Raw genomic sequence first — 24924 nt, 5'->3', positions numbered from 1 at the left:
CGGCGCAGCGAGGCCTCGATGGCAGGGTCGGATGAGCGGAGCGGCCACGTCAGCCATTAACGACCAGCGCGGAGCCCGGGAGCCGAACGTCGGAGAGGCGCTCGCGTCCTCCGCCGGCTCGCGCGCGTCGACGGCGCGTGCCGCAGGGGGATGTCGATGAACAGACACGGATTTCGCTTCGGGCGCGCGCTCTCGATGGCCGCGCTCTGGCTGCCTGCCGCGCTCCTCTCGGCGGCGTCCGCGTGCGACGGCGACGACGCCCCGGCGCCGCGCTGCGAGGCCCCCTACTCGGTCTGCGGCGGGGCCTGCGTGGCGCTGCACGCCGATCCGGAGCACTGCGGGGCGTGCGGCCAGCAATGTGCGGCCGGGGAGGCGTGCGTGAAGGGCGCCTGCGAGCCGCTGGGGACCGGCGGCGAGGGCGGCGACGGCGGCGGCGGCAACGGCGGCGGCGGCAACGGCGGCGGGCCATCCGAGTGCCGCGAGGGCCGCTACGTGAAGCGCTGCGGCGACGCGTGCGTCGACACGCGCACCGACCCGGACCATTGCGGCAAGTGCGGCGCGCCGTGCCCGCCGGGCCGCGCGTGCGCCGGATCCGTCTGCCGGCAGACCTGCCTCCCGGGCCTCACCGACTGCGCCGGCAGCTGCGTGGACCTCGCCGCAGATCCGCAGCACTGCGGTCGGTGCGATCGCGCCTGCGACCCCGGGCGCCCCTGCGAGGGCGGCACCTGCGCGTGCAGCGCGGAGCCGTCCCAGGACATCGGCTCCGCCGTCCCGCAGCGGGTGAGCGGCACGACGATCGGCGCCGACGACGGCCGCTGGCTGACCTGCTCGGGGCCCGGCGCGGCCGATCAGGCGTTCCTGTTCACGGCGCCCCACGCGGGGACGTACCTGTTCGACACCTTCGAGGCCTCGTACGACACCGCGCTCGGCGCGCTGCGGGCGGACACGTGCGAGGAGCTGGCCTGCAACGACGACGCGGGGAGCGTCCAGTCGCAGATCTCCGTCGATCTCGCCGAGGGCGAGCGCATCCTCGTGGTGGTGAGCGGCGCGCGCGGCGCGCAGGGCGACTTCACGCTCCGCGTGGCCGAGCCCGGGCCGGTCCAGTGCGCGCCGACCGCCCTCGATCCCGTCGTCCCGCAGACGGTGACGGGCACGACCGTCTCGCGCGAGGACACGGTGTTCGCCGAGTGCGACATCAGCGCGACCCCGGACGCCACGTACACGTTCACGGCCCCGTCGGACGGCACGTACGTGTTCAGCGCGCGCGCCCCGTCGGACCTGATCGTCGAGGTCCGCGAGGGCGGCACGTGCACGGGCCGCTCGCTCCACTGCCGCTACGGCACCGCCGAGTCGAACGCGTTCGCGACGCTCGAGGCCGGTGATACGGTGCTCGTCGCGGTGGCGGATCCGGCCGGCCCGCTGGCGAGCTTCACGCTGGAGATCGTCGAGGCCCCTCCGTGCCCGGGCGTCCAGATCGGCGCGCCCCTGCCGCAGACGGTGACCGGGAACAACGAGCACCTCCGCAACCTGATCTCGGCCTGCGCGACCTTCTCGACCGGGGGCGAGGCGACCTACGGCTTCACCGCGCCGCGCGAGGGCCTCTACACGTTCGACGCGACCGGCTCGAGCTTCCCCGTCCTCATGGAGGCGCGCAACGGCTCGTGCGGCGGCGACCTCATCGCGTGCGCCGACGGCCTGTTCGAGCCGGCGTTCATCACGCTCTCGCTCGCGGCCGGCGAGACCGTCATCCTCGTCGTGGACACCGCGGGCCCGACGGGCGACTACCGTCTCGTGGTCGACGAGGTGCCGTGCCCGTTGGTCGATCTCGGCTCGACGGTGCCGCAGACGGTCACGGGCACGACCGCGGATCTCGCGGATCACCTCGCGCCCGACTGCGCCTCTCGCGGGGCCCCCGAGGCGACGTATCGCTTCACCGCGCCGGCCGACGCGCTCTACATCTTCGACACGGAGGGCTCGGCGCTCGATACGGTCCTGGACGTGCTGAAGGGCTCGTGCTCCGGCCCCTCGCTCAGGTGCAATGACAACGTGGACCCCGCGGGGGTCGTCACCCACTCGCGGGCGAGCCTGTTCCTCTCCGCCGGCCAGACGGTGATCGTCTCCGTGGACAGCGCGTCGGCGAGCGGGGATTACACGCTCAACATCACCCAGCGGGAGGCGCCGCCGTGCCCTCTCTTCGCGCTCGGCGCGGTGGTCCCGCAGTCGGTCACGGGCAGCACCGAGGGCTATCCCGATCTCCTGGCGCCCTCCTGCGCCACGGTGCCCGGCGGCGAGGCGACGTACAGCTTCACCGCGCCTACAGATGGCTTCTACCGCATGAACACCGTGGGTTCCACGATCGATACGGTCCTGTCGGTGCGCGACGGCGGGTGCGAAGGCGACGAGATGGCCTGCGTCAACGATAGCAGGGACTCGAGCAAGCTCGTGTGGCTCGACGCCGGCCAGACCGCCCTGATCAGCGTCGACAGCCACGGCGCGGAGGGCGACTACATGCTCAACGTGGACCTGTTCGACGGCACCGGCACGTGCGATAAGCCCATCGAGCTCACGCCCCTCGCCTCCCAGACCGCGACGGGGACGACCAAGGGGAGCCTCGCCAAGGTGGACGCGAGCTGCGGCGGCATCGAGGCGCCTGAGGTGGTCTATCTGTTCACCGCGCCGGAGGCGGGGACGTACACGATCGATACGGTCGGCTCCGACTACGACACCGTGCTCGCCGTCTTCGACGGGGACTGTTATGGCGAGGAGATCGCGTGCAGCGACGACGTGCTCGGGGAGGACTTGCACCTGTTCACGTCGGAGGTCACGGTGTCGCTCGACGCAGGGCAGACCATCGTCATCGTGGTCGACGGCGCGTTCGAGGAATCCGGCGTTTACGAGCTCAACATCCACCCCTGAGCGCGCGCCGCGCGCCGCCGTCGAGCAGCGTCGCGCGTCTCCTCGAGAGAGGGAGGCTCCGCCGGACGAGCTGCTGATCGGGAGCAACGTCCCGCAGGAGCGCTACGGGCTCCGGCTTCCCTTGAGCCCCGCCGGCGGCTGGAGCCGGTAAACGGATGGGGCGATGCATCGCACGCGGGGGTCCGCCCCGTGGAGGCCCTCGGCGTGCCCGAGGAACAGGCACCCTCCGGGCGCGAGGCTGGCGATGAGCTTCGCCACGATCTCCGCCTTCGTCGCGGCGTCGAAGTAGATGAAGACGTTCCGGCAGAAGATCAGATCGAACAGGCCGAACCGCTCGGGCGCCGCGTCGAGCAGGTTGAAGCGCCGGAAGGTGACGATCTGGCGCAGCTCCGGCCCGGCCCTCATCAGGCCCGCGCTCGCGCCCGTCCCGCGGAGCATGTAGGCGCGCAGGCGCCCGTCCGGGATCTCCGAGGCCCGCTCGGGCGGCGGACGCGCGCGCGGGGCGCTCCGCGATCCGGCGAGCCGTGGCCCGCGCTCTTCTCCCACGCCGGGAGGATCTCGCGCTCGGAGGAGCTCGAACTGCTCGCGTTCCCGGAAGAAATGGGTCTCGTTGGTGCAGATGCAGTCGAGCATGTGCACGAGCTCGCCCTCGGCGCCCGCCGCGGTCACCCGGCGGTAGTACTCGCCGAAGCTGCGGAGGCCGAGCGCGCGGAGCCGGGGCCCGAGTCGGCAGAGCAGGAGCGGCTTCTTCTGCGGGCCCAGGGAGATGCCCGAGAGGCGCTTGACGAGCCTCTGGAACAGGACGAACTCGTCGTCGCTGAGGGTCCGTGTGCCGGGCTCGGCGACCGCGATCATGGCCTGTCCCCTTCCCCGGCCGGCGCGCCATCGAGCCGTTGATCCATGCGCGTTTGCGTGCCGAAGGCCGTCGCGGGCTCGATCACAGATTCACCACCACCCACCCCCTGACAACATCACCTTACCACGGGAGTCTGTGGCAGCTCCATGCGGAACCGCGCAGCACGACCACGCGCGCTCCCTGGTCCACTGTCGTGACCCCGGTCGGTCTCGGCGCCTTCCCGACGCGCGCGGAGCGCCTGGTATCTTCGGTGCAGCTCAACTACCTTGGGGCCATGATCAGCGGCGTGGTGGAGCCGGTCCGGCTCGGGCAAACAGCGCTTCCAGACGGCCGGCGGCTGGGCTGGGCGGAGTGGGGACCGGAGGACGGCATCCCCGTGCTGCTCTGCCCCGGCGGCGCCACGAGCCGGTCGATGGGGTTCGGGGGCGACGTCGTCGACGGGCTCGGCGTGCGGCTGATCTCCGTGGATCGCCCGGGGCTCGGGGCGTCGGACCAGGCCCCGGGCCGCACGCTCGGCGGCTGGGCGCAGGACATCCGGCGCTTCCTCGAGGCGCGTCAGCTGTCCGGCGTCGCGGCCGTCGGGTTCTCGGCGGGCGCGCCGTTCGCCCTGGCCTGCGCGGCGGCCAGCGTCGTGGCTGGCGTGGCCGTGGTCGCGGGGACCGATGAGCTGGCGAATCCGGTGTTCGCCGATGCGCTGGCGCCGGACGTGCGGCGGCTCGTGGAGCTGGTGGCGACCGACGCTGGGCGCGCGGAGGCGTTCTTCGGCGGGTTCAGCGCCGAGGCGATGTGGAGCTTCGTCCTCTCGACGCTCGGGGACGTCGACCGCGCGGTGTACACCGCCCCGGTGTTCGAGCGCGCTTACCGGCGCGCGATGGATGAGGCGTTCTCGCAGGGGCCGGCCGGCTACGCGCGCGACACGGTGCTGACGATGAGCCCGTGGCCGTTCGATCCGGGGAGCATCCGCGCGCCGGTCGACCTGTGGTACGGCGCGCGGGACACGAGCACGGTGCACTCGCCGGACTTCGGGGCGTCGCTCGCCGGGCGGCTGAGCGCGGCAGAGAGGCGCGTGCTCCCGGAGGCGGGAGGGTCGCTGCTGTGGACGCATGCGGAGGAGATCCTGCGCTCGCTGCTCGGGCGCACGCGCGGGCGGTGAGCCCCACGCGGGATGCCCTTGGGGAGGAGCGCTACTTTGGCCGATGGGTGAAGCGGGGACGACCCCGCGCTGCCTGAACGCGGCCACGGGGAACATCCTGCGCGGCGCCGCTGTCCCGCCGGTCCATGCCTCGTCCGGTGGCCCGGTTCTTCCTCCTCGCCTACGCCATCACATGGCTCTGCCAGCTGCCCCTGCTTCTCCAGCAGTGGGGCGCTGGCATCCCTCCCGGCGTCGCCATGGCGCCGCTCGTGCTCGGCGCCGTCGGCCCCTCGCTCGCGGCCGTGGTGTGCGCCTGGAAGGAGGGCGGTCGAGCGGGGCTCTCGGGGCTCCTCTCGCCCCACCCCGCCCCGGCGGGCTGGGGCTACGCGCCGCTCGCCCTGTGCATGCCGGCGGCGCTGCACCTCCTCGGCCTCGCGCTGCTGGCGCTCGCCGGCGGGAGCCTGCCGGCGACGCTCCTGGTTACGCCCCTCACGCCGGAACACCGCGGCATCGCCGTCCTCGCCCCGCTGGGTGAGGAGCTGGGATGGCGCGGCTACGCCCTCCGGCGGCTCCTTCCGGCGCAGGGACCCGTGCGCGCCAGCCTCGTCCTCGGCTTCGCGTGGACCTTCTGGCACCTGCCCACCATGTGCCTGCCGGGCGTCCCGTGGTGGTCGTCGGCGCTCAGCCTCCTGTTCATCACGTCGCTCAGCGTGCTGATGACGGCGCTGCACCTCCGATCCGGCGGCAGCGTGCTCGTCGCGTGGGCGGCGCACCTCGGCATCCACCTCGACAACGTCTCTCGCGCGCACATGTCCGGCGACGGCGCCGCGCCGCTCCTGGTCACGACGATCGTCGCGCTCGTGGCCGCGGTCATCACCGCTCGGTGGATGCAGATGCAGACACGGGGCGCCGCCGCGGCGCAGCCCGCGCCCCGCCCGGGGTGACACGTCCGGGCGCCGGGCCCGGGCTCGCCCGCTCGGCATCTAGCTCATGCGCCCGATTCGCCGGCGCACGCCGCGTCGGCGACGTCGACCAGGAGATTGCAGTCGTTGTCGATCCCGTCGTCGCAGATCTCGGCGGCGTCCGGGTGCACCTCGGCGTTCGCGTCGTTGCAGTCATCCGACGCCTCGAAGCCATCGCCGTCTCGATCCGGGCCCGCGTCGCACGCCGTGACAAGCGCGCAGCCGAGGACGACCACGAGCCCTCGGAGAGCGTCAGTTGCCGCTGAAATCACTGTAAAAATCTCCTAGAGGGGCGTCCGCCTTCATGAGGTCCAGGAGCGCGGGCCAGAACGCCGCCTCCGCGTCGATGCCGGCGTCGCCTATCGCCGCCGCGTCGCCCGCGAAGCGCGCGAGCGCGGGCTCCAGGGTGGCAATCGCCGCGGCGCGGTCCGAGCTGTACGCTTGCGCCGCGTCGTGCATCGCTTGCACGAGGAGCGCGAGCGCCACCGTCTTGTCGACGCTCGCCTGCGGCATCACCACGCCGCGCTCGTCGAGCGCCTCGCCGTCATAGCGCACCGAGAGGGAGCTCGAGACCGGCTCTCCCGAGCGGTCGACGTAATCGAGCGCGATCTCCACCTCCGACCCGGTGATCTCCTCTGGCGACGCCGGCGTGAGGGAAAGGAGCAGCGCCCCCTTGCGCTTGCTGAGAAACACGCTCGCGACGTCGAGCGAGGCGATCGACGTCGCGCCGGCCTCCCCTGTGGGGAAGCCATACGCGTGAGAGAGAGAGAGGCCCGGCGAGGAGGTCGCGACGAGGCTGAGATCATGGGCGATCGGCGTCGCCATCCACGGCCAGTTGTCTTGCATGAAGAGGCCTACGTCGTCGGCGTTCATCAGGCCGAAGGCGTTGGCTCCGCGCAGGTGCGACATCCGGTTCATGACCTCGGCGCCGAGCCCCAGGCCCAGGCCGAAGACGGTGATCCCGATGCCGTCGTCCGCGCCCTCCGCGACCAGGCGCTCGAACTCGCTGCCGCCCGTGGCTCCCACGTTCGGCTGAACGTCGGTGAAGAGCATGACGCGGACCTCGTCGGCCGTGCCCTTCGCCTCGCGCGCGAGCGTGTACGCCCGGATCAGGCCCGCCTCCATGTTGGTGGAGCCGTCCGCCGAGAGCTCGCCTATGGCCTCCTTGATCTCGGGGTCGTTCCCTTGCGTCCAGTCGAGCGGCGTGTCGACCGACGAGCCATACGTGACGAGCGCGAAGCGATCGTCCGCGTCGAGGTGGCTCGCCACGTTCCAGAGGAGTGAGTGGGCGATCGCCGCGGGCATCCCGCCTTCGCCGTCGCCGTAACCCCACGACATCGAGCCGGATACGTCGACCGTCGCCACGATCGCCATCGACGGTCGCTTGAACGTCTCGGGATCGATCGTCGACGACAGGCCGACCTGCACCCACGCGGCGCTCTCGCCCTGCCCGTCCGGGGCGATCCCCATCGCGGCGCGCACGCAGAGGAGCGTCGCGCACGGCGCGCCCTCGAGCGGCAGATCGTGCTCCGAGAACATCGCCTCGACGACGAACGCCTCGGCCGGCGGCACCCTGCCGTTCTCGACGAGGCCCCTTGCGAAGCCCATATCCTTCACGCCCCCCGGCGTCGCGCCGAACTCGCCGGAGCCGCCGAAGGAGCCCATGTCGCTCGCGCCGCTCTCTGCGCAGCCGACCATCACGATGCCCGACGCGACCGTCATGATGAAGCCAAAGAATCGGTTCATGCCATCACTCCTTCGAACGCCGGGCGGACAGGCTCGCGCAGGATCGCGACGCGTCCTCGCCCCGCGTCCTGCCGCGCAGGGTGCAGCTTCAGTGCCAACGCCGCGACCCGCGCATCGTCTGGTTGGAGCGCGCATCGACGCGCCGCTCCGGCCCGATCCATGACAGCGACGTCAGAGCGCAGGCGCGCTCAGGTGAGCCATCCCTCGCGACGACCGCGCCGGCTCAAGCACCCTGAATCCATCGGAATCACGCGCTTGCGGAGCCGGGCGCCGCCCAGGTCAGGCTGTGGGTGACTTCAGGCAGGGCGGCGACCTCGCAATCGGCGCTCTCGTTCTCGACAGGGGTGTCGTCCGGACCCGCGCCCGAGCTCGAGCTCGACGTCGTATCGACGCCCGAGCTCGAGCTCGACGTCGTGCCGCCGCTGCTGGCCGCGCTCTCGCCGCCCGAGCCGCCGCCCGCACCTCCCTGCCCGGAGAGGTTCGGCTCGGGCTGCCCGCAGGCAGCGGCTGCGAGGCAAAGACCGAGGGCAGCGCAAGCGGCTCGAGTGGCAAGCGTTCGCATGGATGGACCTCCTGGAGCGAGCATAATCAACGTTCATCGGTTGGATTTGCACTCACCGGAACGGCAGCTGGCACCGCGGCGCAATAGGACGTTCAAACGCGCTTTCATGTCAAGCACAGGGTAGTGCAACCATTCAGCTCACCGCGCAACGGACGGCGGACGATCCTGTCCGATGAGTCCCGGTCGAATGACGGCTCTGGGAGGTTCAGTGATAATGGTCAACTTCAGCCCGGATGACGTGCCGCGTTCACTCCACGGCCAGCGGGGCGGCCGCGTTACGTCGCGGCGGCGAGCGCACGCGCCTGCGCGAACAGGTCGGGGCGCGCCCGGTCGTGGGACCAGCCCTCGGGGTACGAGGCCACGGCCGAGGGGCGATCGCGCACGCGGCGCTCGTAGGCGTCGAGCGCCGGATAACCGGCGAGCGACAGCCCGCGCCGCTGCATGTAGGCGAGCACCGGGTAGAACGCGCAGTCGGCGAGCGTGAAGGCATCCGAGGCGATGAACCGTGTCTTCTGGGCCCGCGCATCCCACAGCGCGAGCTCCCGCTCCACGCCCGAGAGCGCGCCCAGGATGGCAGCTCGCCGGTCCGGCGACACGGCCTCCGGGCCGGCCTCGAAGAGGCCCTCCAGCGGGTCGTAGACACACGCGGTGGCCTCCGACTCCTGCGCGAAGGCGAGCGCGCGGGCGAGCGCGCCGGGCTCGGCGAGCGGCGGGAGGAGCGGCGGGTCGGGATACCGCAGCTCGAGGTACGTCAGGATGGCCAGCGACTCGTTCATGGCGGTGCCGTCGGGCTCGACGAGCACCGGGGCCTGGCCGCGCGGGTTGAGGGCAAGGAACTCCGGGGTGCGCGTCTCGCGGGGCTCCCGCATCACGCGCAGGCGGCGCGGCTCGAAGGCGAGGCCCTTCTCGTGAGCCGCCATCAGGACGCGCCAGCTCGAGATCGAGCCGTTCACGAAATACACCGCGCGCCGAGCGCTCATCGGTCGCCTCCGGGCTCCTGCGACGCGCGGAGCGTGCGAAAATTGAGCGCCTCGAAGCCGGGGCGGTACGCGGCGACATCGAAGGTGGGGTCGATGTTCTCGGCGCGGAAGAGCTGCAACATCCGCTCTGCCTCGCCGCGCTCCGCCGCCTCGCGCTCCGGCGCGGGGACCGCGGCTCGGGCTCGGGCGCGCGCCTCGGCCTCGGCGCGCTCCGACGCGGGCGCGCCGACGCCCCAGACAGCGCCGGTCGCCGGATCGTGAAACGTGCCGATGTGCCGGAACGTGAGCGAGATGCGCGATGGCGACGCCGGGCCATCGCCATCGCCGCCCACGCCGCCCTCGCCCCCAGCGTCCCCCTCCTGCCGGATGGCGTGATAGAATCGGCGGTTCGTCTCCAGGTCCATGACGAGCAGCGAGCCGTGCGGCAGAGGGACCTTCTGGATGGCATCCCCGTCCTCGGCGCGCTTCGGCCGGAGCACCATGGTGCGCTGTCGTCCGAGCGAGACATTGACGATGAACGACGGGCGCACGAGGTCGAGCGTCTTGTCGGAGTGCTCGCTGATCCAGTCGCGCCCCGTGCGGTAGAGCTGGAGCAGGCAATGGTTGAGCGGGTGTCCGACGCGGCGCTCGACCTCCCTGCGAATGCGGTCGACGGCGGAGGTGAAGGGGCAGAGCTCGGGCTGCTCGTCGACCGGGTGCCGATAGAGCGGCATGGCGCCGTCGGGCGAGCGCTCGCCCTGGATCGCGACGAGGCGCGGCACCTCCCCGCCGCGGTGGCGCATCGTCGTCCAGGCGACCTCGCGCTCGACGGCGGCGAAGGCGCCGGCCTCCCCGGCGAGGCGCTCGTCGAGGGCGCCGCACCACAGCGCCGTCTCGCCCGCGCCGATGCCGGCGACGTGCACGGGCCCCGGTCCCTCGGAGAGCAGGTCGGCCCAGCTGCGGCGCCGGCCGCCGAGGCCCTCGATCTCGCGCAGCGCCACGGCGTGTTTGCCCGCGGTCCCCGCCGCGGTCGCGTCCCCGAGGATGTCGACGTCATAGCCGAGCCGGCGCGCGTCGCGGGCGGCGGCGAGGACACACACGTTGGTCGCGACGCCGCACAGGACCACCGCGGTCACGCCCGCCTGCGCCAGCCGGGCGTGCAGCTCGGTCTCTCGGAACGCCGAATACCAGCGCTTCTCGACGTGCCACTCTGCGGTCCCCGCCGGGCGCTCGGCGCGTAGCGGGGCGAGCGCGGGGAACAGCTCGGCGCCCCACGTGCCGCGGGCGCAGCACGCGCTGCCGGTGTGCGTCTGCCCGTGGAGCGCGTCCGGGGCCGCGTCGATCTCGCCGTAGGCCGACGTCACCCACACCACGACCCGCCCCTGCGCGCGCGCCGCGCGCGCGAGCCAGGCCACGGTCTGCGCGAGCTGGCGCGGATCGCAGTGGCGCTTCGAGAACGCGCCTCCCTCCGCGAGGAAGTCGTTCTGCATGTCGATGATCAGCAGCGCCGTGCGCGCAGGATCCTGGGAGGGCGCCCCAGCTCTCACATCCATCGTGTCCTGGTACCACCGGTCGGTCGCTCGGCCAAGCTCCGGGGCCTCGACGCGGGACGCGGAGCAGAGCACGCCTGGCAGAGCTCATCCGGGATCATCGAGGTTCCAGCGTCGAACAGGGCAGCGCGGGCATCCATGACGATCGAAGAGGTCGAAGCTGGGACTCGACAGCTCGTCGAGAGAGCCAACGACACGGATGTCGTGGTCTTCGCGAGGCGCGAGGCGGGTTTGCAGCAGATTCGCCGCTGGCTTGGCCCTTGCCTCAGCTCGCGCCCGAGCCCTAGGATGAGGAAGTGGTGAAAACCCGACGGCGGCGCACCTCGCGAAGGAGTGTCTTCTGGCACGTGCAGTGCCTCGGCTTGATCATGAGCGCGCGGGCGTTCGCTCAGGCCCCCGACTCGAGCGCCATGGAGCCCGCCCCCGCGCCCCCTGCACCGGCACAGCCCGCGCCCGCGCCGCCTCCACCGCCACAGCCCGCGCCCGCGGAAGCCCCGCCGCCCGCCCCCGCACAGCCTGAACCGGCGCAGCCCGCGCCGCCTCCTCCGAGCGCCGCTCAGCCGTATCCGTATCCGTATCCGTATCCGTATCCGTACCCGCATCCGTATACCTATCCATCCCAGCCTCACCCGCCCGGGCCTCCACCGTTCATACCCCCGCCGGCCCCCACCGCTGCCGCGCCGTCGAAGCCAGCGCCTCCGGCCAAGAGGAAGCCGCGGAGCGTGCCGTTGTCCGTGTTTCGCTTCGGCTACGGCGCCTACGGGAGCGGCACGCTGGACTTTCAGGGCCAGTGCGCCGGCACTTGCCCGCTGTCCTTGCGCTCCGGGCGGGAGGACGTCGACGATCACACGCCGGTGCTGCTCGGCTTCGATCTGATGTTCGGGCCTGAGCCTGTGAGCCTCGGGTTTGGCTTCTGGTTCACCACGGGCACGACCCTCGAAGGACGAGCGCCCACCGTGCCGGAGCGGGGCATCGGCTGGGAGTTCGCGACCCCCTTCATGCTCGGCGCCGCGCTCCCCGTGGTGGAGTCCCTCGCGCTTCGATTCGGCGCCTTCGCCGGTCCGGAGTTCCTGTTCGCGCACGACGGCAGCGCGCAAGGCAGGGACGGCGAGGCCTACGAGAGCTTGTGTGACGACTTGCGGGCCAGCGGGCAAGTCAGCGCGTGCGACGTGACCTATCCGACCCGCTTCAGCTGGATCTACGGGTTCCAGGTCGGCCCTGTCTTCCGCACGTCGCGCCTCAACACCATCGGCGCCGAGCTCCTTGTCCAGCATGTCGATTATCGCCTGTTCGGGATCGACGCGGAGGGACCGAGCTGGCGAGCGAAGCAGACGTACGACTACAGCGCGTGGAGGTTCTGGCTCATGGTCACCGTCGGGATAGGGAAATGACGTTGCGCTACCGGCTCTGGGCGACGGCCCTGGCGCTGGTCGTCGGGTGTGCAGACGACGGCGGCGAGGCCCCGCCGCTCGACTGCGGCGAAGGCCGCGTCTGCACCTGCGCGCCGGGAGACGACCGGCCCGAATGCAATCCGTGCCGGGAGGGCTACCGACCCGCGCTGATCGGGTCCGACTGTGTCCCGACCTGCAACGCCCCCGACGTCGACTGCGGTGAGTCCGGAGCCTGCGAGGAGACGGCTATCGGAGCTGCGTGTCGCTGCGATCCGGGGCACACGGGCGCCAGCTGTGAGCGCTGCGAGCCAGGGCTCACGCCCAACGCCGCCGGCCAGTGCGTCGCCGCGCTCTCGGCGCCAGCGCTGCTGACGCTGTCCGTCATCGGCTCCGAGCGCGTCCTCGGCGCGCTCGTCCCGCCCGACTGGTCGTTCCGCCCTCTGGCGAGCGTGCCGAGCACCGTGACGGACGTCGCCTATGACGCGGGCTCCGGTCGCGTGTTCGCGCTGAACGGCGGGCGCCTGGCGACCCTCGATCTCGCGTCCGGTGCGGTCATGGATCTCACGGACGCGGACGCCGATCTGGGGAGCGCGCTGTCGCTGGATCCAGCCGGAAACAGGGCGCTCTCCGCGTCGGCGGACGCCATTTATGAGATCGATCTCGAGACGTTCCAGGCCGAGGAGCTCTCCGCGGTAGGCGCTCGCGCGCTCGAGTACGACCCGAGCCGCGCGAGGATCCTCGGGCTGGACGAGGCGGGCGGGACCTTCGAGCTCGCTGATTCCGCGCCGGAGCTCGTCGGCCAGACGCAGGGCTCCGACTGGCTCGCCATGGCCTTCGATCCCGGAAGCGCGCGCGCCTACTTGCTCGGCAGCGAGGCGGAGAGCCGTGAGGACCGACTCCTGCGTTATTGCGCTGGAGTCCTCGCGCGCTTCGGCGCCGTCCCGGCGTGGCACGCGAACCTCGTCGTCGACGCCGGCGGCGGGACCGCGGCGCCGCTCACGCTGGCGTACGAGGGCGCGGATCCGGCGCTGATCGTCGCCGATCTGGGCACCCAGCCGATCGACGCGGTGACCATCGCCGTCGACCACCCCGACGCGGCCGTGTGTGTCGTCGACGACGGCGGCGGGGCGGCCGAGCTCGAGATCGCGCTGTCCGCGAGCCTCCGGGCCGGCTTCCTCCTGATCGCCGCGCCGGGCCGAGCGGTGAGCGTCGACGCGACGGCGCGCCCCGCCGACGCGAGCTACAGCTTCATCGTCCACACCGACGAGGGCCTCGGCGTCTCGGGGCCGATCGAAGGCATCACCGGGCACGACACGGCCTCGTGGGAGGCGCTGGCCCTCGACAGCATCACGAGCTTTCCCGAGCGGCGCGCCGCCACCCTCGCGCTGATGGACTGGGCGTCTCAGGCCACGCTCGAGGTTCGCCTCGCGCACGAGCCTGCGGGCAACGCGCTTGCGTGGGTAGCGGAGGTGCCATGAGGGCCCTGCGCGTCTCGTGGCCGCTCCTGCTCCTCTCCCTTCAGGGGTGCGAGGACTCGGTCTCGGGCTTTCTGAGCTGCGGCGTCGAGATGTGCAGCGCCCGGCAGGAGTGCGTCAGCTCGGCTCTGGGCCCGACCTGCGTGTGCACCGAGGGGTTCGTCGGCACCGAGTGCACGACGTGCGCGTCCGGTTACAAGCAGGTCGGCAACCGGTGCGCGCTCATCCCGCTCGACTGCGCTGTCAATCCGGAGCTCTGCGGTCCGCACGGCACGTGCGTCGCGACGGCCGGCGCAGACGAATGCACGTGCGAGGCGCTGTACGAAGGTCGCCTGTGCGATCAGTGCGAGAGCGGCTACCAGGACAACGACGCGAACGGCGACTGCCGCCCCACCTGCGCGGAGGCCCAGCTCGACTGCAAGGCGCCGAGCCGCTGCTCGGACGCGGGCGGCACCGCGCTGTGTGCGTGTCCGACGGGGTACACCGGGGACGACTGCTCGCGCTGCGCGCTCGGCTATCGGGACAGCGAGACGGGCTGCGTGCCCACGTGCGCCGCCTCCGGCTTCACCTGCAGCACCAACCAGATCTGCGTCGACACGGAGACGGGCGCCCGCTGCGAGTGCGCCGAGGGGTACGCCGGGATCGGCTGTGCGAGCTGCGCCGGAGGCTACCTGCAGGATGCGACGACGGGCGCTTGCCTGCCCTCCTGCGACGGGGCCGGCGTCCGCTGCGGCGAGCACGGGAGGTGCGACGATTCGATCGGCTTCGCGCGCTGCGTCTGCGTCCTTGGATACACGGGGGAGAGCTGTGACCTCTGCGCCGCGAACTTCGAGCAACACGAAGGCGGGACGTGCGGCCGTACGCCCACGGCGGGCGAAGCCCTGGTGATGGCGGGCTCCTTCGAGGGGCGTTCGGTGCTCGCCACGCTCGATCCGGGCTCGGGCAGCGCGCTGCCGCTGGTTGAAATCGAGATCACGGGGCTGTCGGGCGGCGCGACCCCACAGGCGCTCTTCGTCAACCGCGCCGGGTCGATCTCATCCTACTCGCTCGCGACCGGCGCCATCGAGGACGCCGTGGATGGCAGCGGCGCCGTGGGTCCGCTCGCCTGGGATGGGGCGACGAATCGGCTCTACGCGCTCGGTGGACCGAGGTCGTTCTCTCTGCTGAGCATCGATCCCGCCGCGAAGACGGTGGTGCCGCGGTTCGAGACGGGGCTGGCCGGGGCGGCGGATCTCGCCCTCGACGCCGCAAACCAGCGGGTGCTCGTGCTGCGCGACACCTTGTTCGCGGTGAGCCTCGCCGACGGCGCGCTGACCGAGCTCGCGCCGCTGCCCCCGGCCACGCTGGGCATCGAGATCGGCGCCGACGGCGCGCTCCTCGCGCTGTCGGCGACCGACGCGGACGAGGCCGCCGCCCGCGTGCAAGCCTGTCGCTCGACCGCGGCCGAGCTCGGCCTCGACGGCTACGCGGGCGCTACCGGCCGCTTCGTACAGCCGGACGCCGACGTGGACCAGGTGACCCTCGCAGCCGCGACGCCGGACAAGCTGGAGGTGCAAAGTTATCTGGGCCGAGGCGGCGACAGCGCCCCGCGGACCGTGCGGATCACCGCGGACAACCCCGACGTGTTCCTCTGCCTGGCCCTCGAGGAGGCGACCCTGGTCAGCGTGGCGGCCGGGGCGAGGTTTCGGGCGCTCGTCATCTACGCGGCGGACGACCCGATCGAGCTGCAGATCGAGGACGGATTCGCGGACGGAGCGGTGCCCCTCATCCATCTGGGCGGCTACGCTCCGGCCTTCACGCGCCCGGATCGACAGGACATCGTTGTCTACACACCAGAGGAGTGGGCCGCGCGCGGGCTGGCCGTCGATCCGCGCTTCCACCGCCCAGGGCCGGGCGTCCTGCACACGCTGGACGGCGCGTTCGCCGTGAGATCGAGCGTGCCCCTCTCGGGAGGCGTCATCCCCAGAGGGCCGCTGGCCCGCTGGGAGCCGGTCGCGCCATGAAGCGGGATCATCCATGACGATCGAAGAGGTCGACGCTGCGACTCGACAGCTCGTCGAGAGAGCCAGCGCTGCCCGGCCACTGCCCTGAGGCGACGCAAAGCGCGCCTGCTCTATCACCTCCGCCCCTGACGGCTCGCGCGCTTCGTTCTGACCACGGCGCACGTACGCCGCGCGGGCACGTCCACGTCGAACGCGACGACTGACCGCCTGCGCTCACCAGAGAACACCGTCTCCCGACCCATGGGAGCCCGGATCTCCGGCGTGTCCGCCCACGTCGTAAGCGGCCGTACAACACGCGTGCCTTTGTTGCGTCCCATTCCAAAGGGTCTCTGCACCTCCGCCGGCCACCTCCTGGAGCGCGGGTGCCGAGGATGCCGCGGGCCGTGCTCGGCGTGCTCAACCTGAGGGGCCGCGTGATCCCGGTCATCGCCCTCGCCGTCCGGCTCGGGCTCCCGGCGTCGGTGATCACGCGGCGGAGCTGCATCCTCATCGTCGAGACAGAGCTCGACGGCGAGCTCACCCGGATGGGCCTCTTCATCGACGCCGTGGACCTCGACGCGGCGGCGATCGAGCCGCCGCCGCCGTTCGGCGCGCGGGCCCGCCAGGGCCACCTCGTCGGCCTCGGCAAGGTGGGCGACAGGCTCCTTTTGCTGCTCGACATCGACCGGATCCTCTCGCCGGAGGAGCTCTTCGCGGCCGCGTCGCTCGAGGCCGAAGGCGGCGCCCGCGCGGCGCTGCCGGGCGCGCCGCCGCAGGGCGAGCCCGCGGGCGTCGGCTCATCGTGAGCGACAACGTTCGCGCTCAGCGGCGAGGTCGGTGCAGAGCCCCGGCCTCGTCGGCCGCCGCGGGTTGTCCGGCCACACCGACCGCCGCGACGCGCAGCTCGGACATCGCTTCGTTGTATGCAGGACTGCCGGGGGCGCAGAGCGCTACACTTCGCGGCCCCGACAACGGATTGCTCTCCAGCGCGCGGATGGCGCTGTCGATCGTGTCGAAGTGAGAGAACCACCGCCTCGCGGCTGCCACGACCCGAGGGGCGAGCAGCCGGAGGACCTCGGCCTGCTCCGATTCCGAGAGGCGAAACGACCAGGGGATGTCCTCCCAGTTGAACGAATGCCCCGGCTGCGTGCGGAACTGGCAATGCCAGGGAGCCGGATTGTTTCGGACGGCTTTGCGCAGCCCACAACCAAACTCGACCTGGAAGATGCCGGCCCGAGGGCAATGAAACCAGACGACGTCAACGAAGCACGGGCGAAGCCGCCACATGGCACGGCCCGGGTTGCGGAACCCGAGATCGACCAGCCGCGGGCCGACGAGCTGGGAGATCAGCCGCTTCACTTCAGCCCATGCAAGCATCGCCTCCCCTTTCCTGCCGAACGGGGCCTCTGCCGCGAGCGGGGACGCGTGCTCACCCTCTCATCGGCAGCAGGCCCAGGTCGTCAGGCGCTCCACCCGTCAAGTCTGTGGCTTCTGGCATCGCGGATCCCATCTTCGATCCTCTCTTCCGTCGAGGTCGGCTCTGACCTGCCCGGACTCGTCGAATTGCCAGGCTGAATATCCATAGAAGAACCACTTCTTGATCGGGATCGGTCGCATCTCGCGGAGCTCCTCCGGCGTGTGATGCCAGTGAGGTGGAATCACCGAGAAGAAGAGGTCGTTCGCGATTCGCTTCGCTCGAAGGGACATCGACAAGAAACAGTGCTTGACCGTCCCTCGCGGCGCGACATCGTCACAGTCCGGATGAGAGTAGAAGTACCGGACGCCTTGCATCACTTGCCCGACGTTGAGCGCCGTGTGCTTCGCGTACTCCTCCAGAAAGATTGTCAGCCTCATTTCTCTATCCTCGGACGAGCGGCGCAAAGAAGAACCGCCATGGCGCCAAGGTCGCCAAGGGAGAAGAAGAAGTGCCGTCCCGGCATTCTCCCCTCTCATTTCCCTGGTTTCTTGGCGCCCTTGGCGTCATGGCGGTTCGCTTCCCCCTCCGACTTCCCGCAGTAGTTCTGGGACCTCCCCCCGCACAAAATCTCACAGCCCGGCTCTGCGCCGCAAGGCCCAAATGGTGTCCAGCGCGGTCGCGTAGACGCGCCTGACACCGGCGGTGATCGCCGCCTTTCCGGGGGGCCGCGAGCGCCGGCTGGGCGGCCGGGCCGGAGGAGCCGCCGCGCGCGTCGAACGCCGGCGCTGCGGAGCGCAGCGGGGGCGAACAGGAGAGCGCGCGCCGTGTCACGGCTCCCGGTAGCTCTCGTACTCCCAGGCGAAGTAGCGCCGGAGGTTCTCGACGCAGGCGGGCCAGGTCTCGGCCTCGCAGGACGCGACGGTCTGCTCGAGCCAGCGCCAGAGATCGTCGAAGTCGTACCGGCGCATCACGAGCAGGGGGCGGGTGGCCAGGATGCCATCGCGCGCCTCCAGCCGGTCCAGCCCCGCGGGCGTGGCCACCCTGAGGGTGAAGGAATCCGCGCCCGCCCCCTTTCTGGGCCCGACGTCCAGCATCACGAGCTCGGCGAACGCGTCGGGATCGTCGGGCGCCCACGTCCGGAGATTGGGATGCCCCCAGACGCCAGCGGAGCGGATGACGAGCTTCATGGTCGGGGAAAGCGAAGAGCAAACCGGCCCTCTGGTCAAGGGCGTCAAGGGCGTCACGCGTGTTTCGCCGGTGAGGCGCTCGACTCGACCTGCGCGCGAGGCGTGGAGCGCGGAGCCGCGAGCGCCGAGGCGACCCCGCCGGCGGAAGGGACGCGTGCACGTTCAAGCGAGCGCGCTGACCATGACGTAGTAACCGTCCGGATCGCGGAGAGCGAACTCTCGGGTCCCGGTGGCCGGATTCGTCTGAGGCTCCTCCGCGAGCTGGCCGACAAGCGCTCTGGCGCGCGACAGCGCTTCGTCGAAATCATCCACCCGGAAGAAGAGCAACAGTCCATTGCCAGGCTCCGCTCGATCGGGGCTGAGCAGCGTTGGGTGCTCATGGTCTCCCCACTTGTGAAGACAAAGCAAGACCGTCCCGTCCGTGTCGAGGATCTGCCCGAAATAATCATGAGCAGGCACCGATGCTGGCTGACCGAAGAGCGATTGATACCAGTTGAAGCTGCGAGCCACATCAGCAACCCCAATGATTGTCCACGTGCGTTTCATCGGCTTCTCCTGCGGCCCAACGAGCGGTCGACTGGTCAACCGAAGCCGCGGGACCAGGTCTGTCCAGCTCGTCGCCTTCTGGGACCCCCTCACGAAAGATCTCACAGACCAGCTCTGCGCCGCAAGGCCCAAATGGTGTTCAGCGCCGTGGAGCAGCGCCGTCTGACGCCGGCCGCAGTCGCCACCGTTCCAGGGATCCGGGGGCGCCCGGAGGGGGCCACGGCGGACGCGCAGCCGGAGGCGTCGCACCGCGTCGCGCCAGCATGATACGCGGCCGTGGCATCAGCGGCATGCTGAGCGCGCACGGCGCCTCGCACGCGCGAGCTCGCTCGGGTGAAATCGAGGTGCCGCGCGAGGGGGAGCGCGAGGACCTCAGCCCTCGCTTGACCTCCGCGGGTCACCCGGGGACCATCCCCGCGGCTACCGGGACGGGTGCCGGGGGCACCGCCGATGGGAGGGAGCACCAGATGATCGACCTGTACACGTGGACCACGCCGAACGGCTACAAGCCCATCATTCTCCTCGAGGAGCTCGGGCTCGCCTACCAGATCAAGCCGATCGACATCGGGTCCGGCGCGCAGAAAACGCCGGAGTACCTGCGCATCAACCCCAACGGGAAGATCCCTGCGCTGCAGGATCACGACCCTCCGAACGGGCCAGTGACCGTCTTCGAGTCGGGCGCGATCCTCATCTACCTCGCCGAGAAGACGGGCAAGCTCTTGCCCGCGAGCGAGCCGGGCCGGTCGCGCGTCATCGAGTGGCTGATGTTCCAGATGGGCGCGGTGGGGCCGATGCTCGGCCAGCTCGGCCATTTCCGCAGCGCCGCGCCCGAGAAGATCCCCTACGCGATCGAGCGCTATCAGAACGAGCAGGACCGCATCTACAAGGTGCTCGATGGCCGCCTCGCCGAGTCCGAGTACCTCGCCGACGAGTACTCCATCGCGGATGTCGCCACGTTTCCATGGATCTCCATGGCCGCGCGCATGGGGGTAGACGTCGAGCCGTATCCGAACCTCGCGCGCTGGGAGAAGGCGATCAAGGCGAGGCCGGCGGTCACGCGAGCGTTCGCGGCGAAGATCAAGCCCTGAACGCCGCGCGCAGGTAGAACCTGCAGCAAAGCGCGCCGCGCTCGCGTACACTCCGGGCGCTCGGCATGGATCAGCCCGTCCCCGGGGACAGCAGGGCGCAGCAGGCAGACGTCGCGGGCGCGCTCGCGGATCGGGCCTTCGACGCGCTCGGTATCCTGCTCCGCGGCTTCGAGGACGCGGCCGAGCGCGACGGCGCGGGCGCGCTCGAGGACGCGCTCGCCCGCGGCCCGGAGCACCTCCACGGCGGCCTGCTCACCGCGATCCTCCGGCTCGTGTTCGTGCTGCACGCCGAGGACCGCGGGCTCCTGCCGGCCTCGGACCCGTACTACGCGGCGCACCTCGGCGTGCGCCCGCTCTTCCAGGAGCTCGCGGCGGAGCGCGGCGCGCGCCCGGGCGCGCAGCGGCGGCGCTTCCGGGCGTGGCCGCGGCTCGTCGCGCTGTTCCGCGCCATCTTCCACGGGCTCCGCCGCCCCGAGCTGACCCTGCCGGCGCGGGGAGGGCAGCTCTTCGACCCCGAGCGATACCCGTTCCTGGAACACGCGGCCCCGGCGGAACGCGCGGCGCCGGACGCCCCCGCGGCGCCGCGCGCGCCGTCGGTGGACGACGGCACGGTGCACGCGGTGCTCGAGCGGCTCCTCGTGCTCGATGGGCGCCCGCTGTCGTACCGGGCGATCGACGTCGAGCAGCTCGGCGGCCTCTACGAGGCGCTCATGGGCTACCGGGTCGAGCGCGCCGCCGGGCCGACGGTGTGCCTCCGGCCCGACAGGGTCTGGGTGGGCGCGGCCGAGGCGCTCGCGCAGCCGACGGCGCGGCGGGCGGCGTGGCTCGCGGAGCGGGCGGGCATCTCGCGGCGGGAGGCGGGGCGGCTCGGTGTGGCGCTCGCCGCCGCGGAGACCGCGGCCGGCGTCCTCGAGGCGCTCGGACCGCTGCGCGCGAGGGACACGGACGTGCTCGGGGCGGGGCGGCTGTTCCTCCAGCCGATCGCCGAGCGGCGGCGGACGAGCTCGCATTACACCCCGAGGAGCCTGTCCGCGCCGATCGTCGCGCGGACGCTCGAGCCGCTGCTCCGGCAGCTGGGCGAGGAGCCCGCGTCCGAGGCGCTCCTCCGGCTCGCGATCTGCGATCCGGCGATGGGCTCCGGCGCGTTCCTCATGGAGGCGTGCCGGTACCTGGCCGACCAGGTGGTGGCCGCCTGGACGCGCGAGGCCGCGCGCGGCGACGCGGCGGCGGCGGCGCGGCTCGCCCTGCCGGGCGAGGGCGCCGTGAGCCACGCGCGGCGGCTCGTCGCGCGGCGCTGCCTCTACGGCGCCGACAAGAACCCCTTCGCCGCGAGCCTGGCGAGGCTGTCGCTCTGGCTCGTGACGCGCGCGCAGGACGAGCCGTTCACGTTCGTCGATCACGCCCTCCGGCACGGCGACTCGCTCGTCGGCCTCGACCTCGCCCAGCTGCGCGGCTTCCACTGGAAGCCCGCGGCGCCGGCGCCGCCGTTCTGCGAGGCGATAGACGCCGCGGTGGCGCGGGCGCTCGAGCTGCGGCGGCGGCTCGTCGAGGAGGCGGACGAGGCGATCACCCGGGCGCGGCTGCTCGGCGACCTCGTCGTGGGGGCGTTCTTCGCGCACGAGAAGGACCGTGACCGGCTGAAGGAGCGCGACCGGCGGGCCGAGCTCGCGATCGCGTGGCTCCGCGGCGGCGGGCCGCCTTCGGAAGAGCTCCTGTCGATGCAGCGGGCGCTCCGCGAGGGGGCGCCCGGGGGGCCGCCGCCGCTGCCTGCGTTCCACTGGCCGCTGGAGCTCCCGGAGGTGTTCCAGGGGCCGCGCCCGGACGAGCAGGACGGCGCCCGCGCGCCGCGGCCGGCGCGGCTCGGCGCCTTCGTCGGGAACCCGCCGTTCCTCGGCGGGAAGCGGATCTCGACGGATCACGGCGAGCTCTACGCCGCGTGGCTCGAGCAGCTGCACGGCGCCACGAAGAACACCGATCTGGCCGCCCACTTCTTCCGCCGCGCGGCCGCGCTGCTCGGGCGCCGCGGGACGGTGGGGCTCATCGCCACGAACACGATAGCCCAGGGCGACACCCGGCGTTCGGGCCTCAGGCCGCTCGTCGAGGCGGGGGGCGCGATCATCTACCACGCCGTGCGCAGCGTCCCGTGGCCTGGAGACGCCGCGGTCCACGTCGCCGTCGTGCACCTCGCGCTGGGCATGTCGCCGGGCGACGGCGTGCCGCCGCCGCGGCTCGACGGCGTGCCCGTGGGCCACATCAACTCGCACCTGCGCGCGATGCCCGAGCGCCCCGACCCGCGCCCGCTCGGGGCCAGCCGGGATCTGTGCTTCATCGGCTGCTTCCTCCGGGGCGACGGCTTCGTCCTGACCGACGGCGAGGCGCGCGCGCTCTCCGCGGCCGATCCTGCGGCCGGCGAGGTGCTCCGCCCGTTCCTCGGCGGCGAGGAGGTCAACTCGTCCCCTTCGCACAGCCCGCACCGTCACGTGATCGACTTCGGCGAGCGCGGGCTCGCGGAGGCCGGCCGGTGGCCCGCGCTGCTCTCGATCGTGCGGACCCGGGTGAAGCCGGCGCGGGATCGCCTGAAGGGCACCGGCATCGACGCGGGCCACCGGGCGCGGTGGTGGCAGTTCGCCAACACGCGGCCCGAGCTCCGGCGCAAGATCGCGCCGCTCGAGCGGTGCCTCGTCGCGGCACGGGTGACGAAGCACCTGTGCTTCGCCTTCCAGCCCGCGGGCCGGACGTTCTCGGACCAGCTGTGTGTGTTCGCGATCGACGACCATGCGCGCTTCGCCGTCCTCCAGTCGCGCGCGCACGAGACGTGGGCACGGCTGCTCTCCTCGACGATGGGAGAGGGCCTCCGGTACGCGCCGTCGGACTGCGTGGAGACGTTCCCCTTCCCTCGCCCGGACCACCTCGCCGAGGGCGGCCGCGTCGAGGCCGCCGGCGAGCGCCTCTACGCGGCCCGCGCGCGTTGGATGCTGGCGTCGCGGCTGGGGCTGACGGAGACATACAATCTCATCAAGGACCCGAGGTGCAAGGAGCCGAGCATCGTCGAGCTGCGCGGCCTCCACGAGGAGATGGACCGGGCCGTCCTTTCGGCCTACGGGTTCGACGGCGTGGAGGTCCCCCCGTACGTGGAGCCCGCGACCCCGGGAGAGCGGCAGGCGCGGAGCGCGTTCGAGGACGCGCTGATCGACCGGCTGTTCGCGCTGAATGAGGCGCGCGCCGCGGAGGAGAAGCAGGCTGGAGCAGAGGGCGAGCCGTAGCCCAAGAAGCCTCAGCAGGCAGCGCAGGACACAGCCACAGCCGAATTATCTGGCGCAATGAGCACCTGCAGGCTTCAAGTTGAATCGGGACTCTCCCCGGCAGGTGTCGATACCCGCCTGGCTGAATTTCAATTGTCCGCGGAGCGTGTCGACCCCCTCCAGGTTGGATTTCAATTGTCCCTGGAGGGTATCGACACCCTCCAGATCGAATTTCAACTCTCCGGCAAGGTGTCGACCCCCCTCCGGGGAGAGCTTCAATTCTCCAGGCAAACCCGGCGCGTCGACGTCCGACGCTGTGGGCCAAACGCAAGCCCTGCGAGAGATCAAGAACCGCGCAGCACGCTTCCGGCGCCCGCACTCCCGACCGTTCCCCCAGCACCGCTTTCTTTCGCCCACATCACACGCACCCGCGGCCACACGTGCGCATAGCTGCGCCCAAGACACCGCGAGGGTCGATCGCCACCCCTCGTATCCTTGCTCGCGCTCGCGCCTGTCCGGCCGGTAGAGCATGGGGCGACTCTCACGCCGGCGCTGTCGCGCCGGGAGCTCGCGCGGCTGGAGCTGGAAATCAAGCAGCCTGGAGCGCTTCGGGTGGAGCGCCTCCCCCATTTTGGATCTCCAGCCAGGCGCGGGGAGTGGTAGTCTCATCGATCATGACAACACTTCATTTCGCGACGCGTTGCTGCGCTGTGCTCGCGGCGCTCTGGCTGCCCGTCATCGCCTGTTCATCGGGCGGCAACGGCAACACCACGGGGAATGGCGCGGTCGGCCAGGGTGCCGGCGGCGCCGGCGGCGGCAGCGTCAGCAGCGTCAGCAGCACCAGCACCGGCGACGATATCGGCGGCGAGATCGGGCTGACGAGCACGGGGCCGGGCGGCGAGCCGCCGCCCGACGCCGGCCACCAGACGACCTGCGACGACGCCGGCAACTGCACCTGCATCAACATCGCGTCGATCGGCCGCGAAGGCGTCTGGGGCCCGTGCAGCAGCGACAGCACCACGGCGCTCCAGGACTGGCTGAACACGCAGAGCACGGCCCAGGTCGACAACTACAACCGAGAGAAGCCCACGCTCACGGCGGAGTTTCTCGCCAAGTACGACGTGATCCTCCTCCAGTGGATGGTGACGAAGGGCGCCCAGAACGACGACGGGGCGCCGTGGCAGTTCACGCCGGACGAGGTGAACGCGCTCAAGGACTGGGTCAACGACGGCGGCGGCCTCATCGCGCTGAGCGGTTATCAGTGCGATGGGCAGGGATGCACCATCCACGACATCACGGCGACCAACCAGCTCCTCTCGTTCACCGACATCCAGTTCAACGCCGACGGCCTCCTGGATCCCGCGCGGAGCGGCTGCGCGAACTGCAACTGCTGGGGCGGCTCGCTGCCGCTCGGCGGCGACCTCCCCGTGGCCGTGGGCAACTGGAACCAGGACTCGCCGCTCGGCAGGAACATCCAGAGCGTGGGCGCCTACATCGCGCGCTCGATCAAATCGACGACCGCGACCGTCGACAGCACCGACGGCAGGAACAATTTCGCGGTGCACGAGGAGATCGGCAAGGGCCATGTCGTCGCGTTCGGCGACGAGTGGGTGACCTACTCGGGCCAGTGGCGCGGGACGGCCGCGTGCCTCAATCCGCAGATGTACACGGACCCGAACAGCCCCTGCTACGAGAGATCCGCGGCGCAGGTCTTCCAGATCTCGCAGTTCTGGTACAACGCGATCAAGTACGCGGCGTCGTCCGTCGAGTGCTTCACGATCGAGGACCCGGCCATCATCAATTGACGCCGCGCCGCGCCGCGCCGCGAGCGCGACGACGGCGGCGGCTCATCGGCTCATCGAGCGCGCCGCTCGTCGCGAAGGCTGGCCAGAAGGCGCAGCTCGGCATCGTAG

Annotated in this window: 20 protein-coding genes; 10 read left to right on the top strand and 10 right to left on the bottom strand. The window is 71.6% G+C overall.

The window, feature by feature from the left end; translation table 11 throughout:
* Positions 1-156: 156 nt before the first annotated feature.
* Complete coding sequence (locus WMF27_RS11080; protein ID WP_437768892.1) at positions 157-2916, top strand: MXAN_6577-like cysteine-rich protein; 2760 nt, start codon at positions 157-159, stop codon at positions 2914-2916.
* Between the two features lie 102 nt (positions 2917-3018).
* On the opposite strand, the gene WMF27_RS11075 is transcribed toward WMF27_RS11080, so the two are convergent.
* A complete protein-coding gene (locus WMF27_RS11075; protein WP_437768893.1) occupies positions 3019-3771 on the bottom strand; it encodes a CheR family methyltransferase in 753 nt (250 codons plus the stop codon).
* 275 nt (positions 3772-4046) lie between these two features.
* Here WMF27_RS11075 and WMF27_RS11070 point away from each other — a divergent pair, with 275 nt between their 5' ends.
* Together WMF27_RS11070 and WMF27_RS11065 are read left to right on the top strand one after the other, a co-directional pair.
* The gene (locus WMF27_RS11070) at positions 4047-4925 is read left to right on the top strand and encodes an alpha/beta fold hydrolase (RefSeq protein ID WP_437769865.1); all 879 of its coding nucleotides are present in this window, start codon (positions 4047-4049) and stop codon (positions 4923-4925) included.
* Positions 4926-5062: 137 nt separating this feature from the next.
* Complete coding sequence (locus WMF27_RS11065) at positions 5063-5848, top strand: CPBP family intramembrane glutamic endopeptidase (protein WP_437944132.1); 786 nt, start codon at positions 5063-5065, stop codon at positions 5846-5848.
* A 44-nt stretch (positions 5849-5892) separates the two neighbouring features.
* Here the strand turns inward: WMF27_RS11065 and WMF27_RS11060 are convergent, their stop codons facing one another.
* The 5 genes from WMF27_RS11060 to WMF27_RS11040 form a co-directional block, all read right to left on the bottom strand.
* Entirely contained in the window at positions 5893-6102 is a 210-nt protein-coding gene (locus WMF27_RS11060) for a putative metal-binding motif-containing protein (RefSeq protein ID WP_437768895.1), read from the bottom strand.
* Positions 6103-6118: 16 nt separating this feature from the next.
* Positions 6119-7612 carry a vWA domain-containing protein gene (locus WMF27_RS11055; RefSeq protein WP_437768896.1) on the bottom strand — a complete coding sequence of 498 codons (1494 nt, stop codon included), beginning with the start codon at positions 7610-7612 and terminating at the stop codon, positions 6119-6121.
* Positions 7613-7859: 247 nt separating this feature from the next.
* The gene (locus WMF27_RS11050; RefSeq protein ID WP_437768897.1) at positions 7860-8174 is read right to left on the bottom strand and encodes a hypothetical protein; all 315 of its coding nucleotides are present in this window, start codon (positions 8172-8174) and stop codon (positions 7860-7862) included.
* 275 nt (positions 8175-8449) lie between these two features.
* A complete protein-coding gene (locus tag WMF27_RS11045) occupies positions 8450-9154 on the bottom strand; it encodes a glutathione S-transferase family protein (protein ID WP_437768898.1) in 705 nt (234 codons plus the stop codon).
* Positions 9151-10686 (bottom strand): isochorismatase family protein, encoded by a 1536-nt coding sequence (locus tag WMF27_RS11040; RefSeq protein ID WP_437768899.1) that lies wholly within the window; start codon positions 10684-10686, stop codon positions 9151-9153. Before WMF27_RS11040 ends, WMF27_RS11045 begins: the two co-directional genes overlap by 4 nt.
* A gap of 719 nt (positions 10687-11405) precedes the next feature.
* Between WMF27_RS11040 and WMF27_RS11035 the strand changes: the two genes are divergently transcribed.
* The 4 genes from WMF27_RS11035 (at position 11406) to WMF27_RS11020 (ending at position 16337) form a co-directional block, all read left to right on the top strand.
* A complete protein-coding gene (locus WMF27_RS11035; RefSeq protein ID WP_437768900.1) occupies positions 11406-12074 on the top strand; it encodes a hypothetical protein in 669 nt (222 codons plus the stop codon).
* Complete coding sequence (locus tag WMF27_RS11030) at positions 12071-13552, top strand: calcium-binding EGF-like domain-containing protein (protein ID WP_437768901.1); 1482 nt, start codon at positions 12071-12073, stop codon at positions 13550-13552. Before WMF27_RS11035 ends, WMF27_RS11030 begins: the two co-directional genes overlap by 4 nt.
* Positions 13549-15552 (top strand): calcium-binding EGF-like domain-containing protein, encoded by a 2004-nt coding sequence (locus tag WMF27_RS11025; protein WP_437768902.1) that lies wholly within the window; start codon positions 13549-13551, stop codon positions 15550-15552. Before WMF27_RS11030 ends, WMF27_RS11025 begins: the two co-directional genes overlap by 4 nt.
* A 329-nt stretch (positions 15553-15881) precedes the next feature.
* Positions 15882-16337 carry a chemotaxis protein CheW gene (locus WMF27_RS11020; RefSeq protein WP_437769866.1) on the top strand — a complete coding sequence of 152 codons (456 nt, stop codon included), beginning with the start codon at positions 15882-15884 and terminating at the stop codon, positions 16335-16337.
* Positions 16338-16353: 16 nt separating this feature from the next.
* Here the strand turns inward: WMF27_RS11020 and WMF27_RS11015 are convergent, their stop codons facing one another.
* The 4 genes from WMF27_RS11015 to WMF27_RS11000 all read right to left on the bottom strand — a co-directional run bounded on the left by WMF27_RS11015 (position 16354) and on the right by WMF27_RS11000 (position 18681).
* A complete protein-coding gene (locus WMF27_RS11015) occupies positions 16354-16890 on the bottom strand; it encodes a hypothetical protein (protein WP_437768903.1) in 537 nt (178 codons plus the stop codon).
* 117 nt (positions 16891-17007) lie between these two features.
* The gene (locus WMF27_RS11010) at positions 17008-17385 is read right to left on the bottom strand and encodes a hypothetical protein (protein WP_437768904.1); all 378 of its coding nucleotides are present in this window, start codon (positions 17383-17385) and stop codon (positions 17008-17010) included.
* 390 nt (positions 17386-17775) lie between these two features.
* Complete coding sequence (locus tag WMF27_RS11005) at positions 17776-18135, bottom strand: immunity 8 family protein (RefSeq protein ID WP_437768905.1); 360 nt, start codon at positions 18133-18135, stop codon at positions 17776-17778.
* A gap of 162 nt (positions 18136-18297) precedes the next feature.
* Positions 18298-18681, bottom strand: coding sequence for a VOC family protein (locus WMF27_RS11000; RefSeq protein WP_437768906.1), 384 nt, complete (start codon positions 18679-18681; stop codon positions 18298-18300).
* Between the two features lie 467 nt (positions 18682-19148).
* Between WMF27_RS11000 and WMF27_RS10995 the strand changes: the two genes are divergently transcribed.
* The 3 genes from WMF27_RS10995 (at position 19149) to WMF27_RS10985 (ending at position 24816) form a co-directional block, all read left to right on the top strand.
* Positions 19149-19769, top strand: coding sequence for a glutathione S-transferase family protein (locus WMF27_RS10995; RefSeq protein ID WP_437768907.1), 621 nt, complete (start codon positions 19149-19151; stop codon positions 19767-19769).
* 65 nt (positions 19770-19834) lie between these two features.
* Positions 19835-23032, top strand: a complete 3198-nt coding sequence (locus WMF27_RS10990; RefSeq protein ID WP_437768908.1) for a DNA methyltransferase — start codon at positions 19835-19837, stop codon at positions 23030-23032.
* A gap of 653 nt (positions 23033-23685) precedes the next feature.
* A complete protein-coding gene (locus WMF27_RS10985; protein ID WP_437944131.1) occupies positions 23686-24816 on the top strand; it encodes a hypothetical protein in 1131 nt (376 codons plus the stop codon).
* Positions 24817-24924: the final 108 nt, after the last annotated feature.

Source organism: Sorangium sp. So ce281 (genome assembly GCF_051527395.1).
GTDB classification, from domain to species: Bacteria; Myxococcota_A; Polyangia; order Polyangiales; family Polyangiaceae; genus Sorangium; species Sorangium cellulosum_B.
Note: the sequence above shows the minus strand (reverse complement) of the source record. Positions and strands in the feature narration are given on the sequence as shown.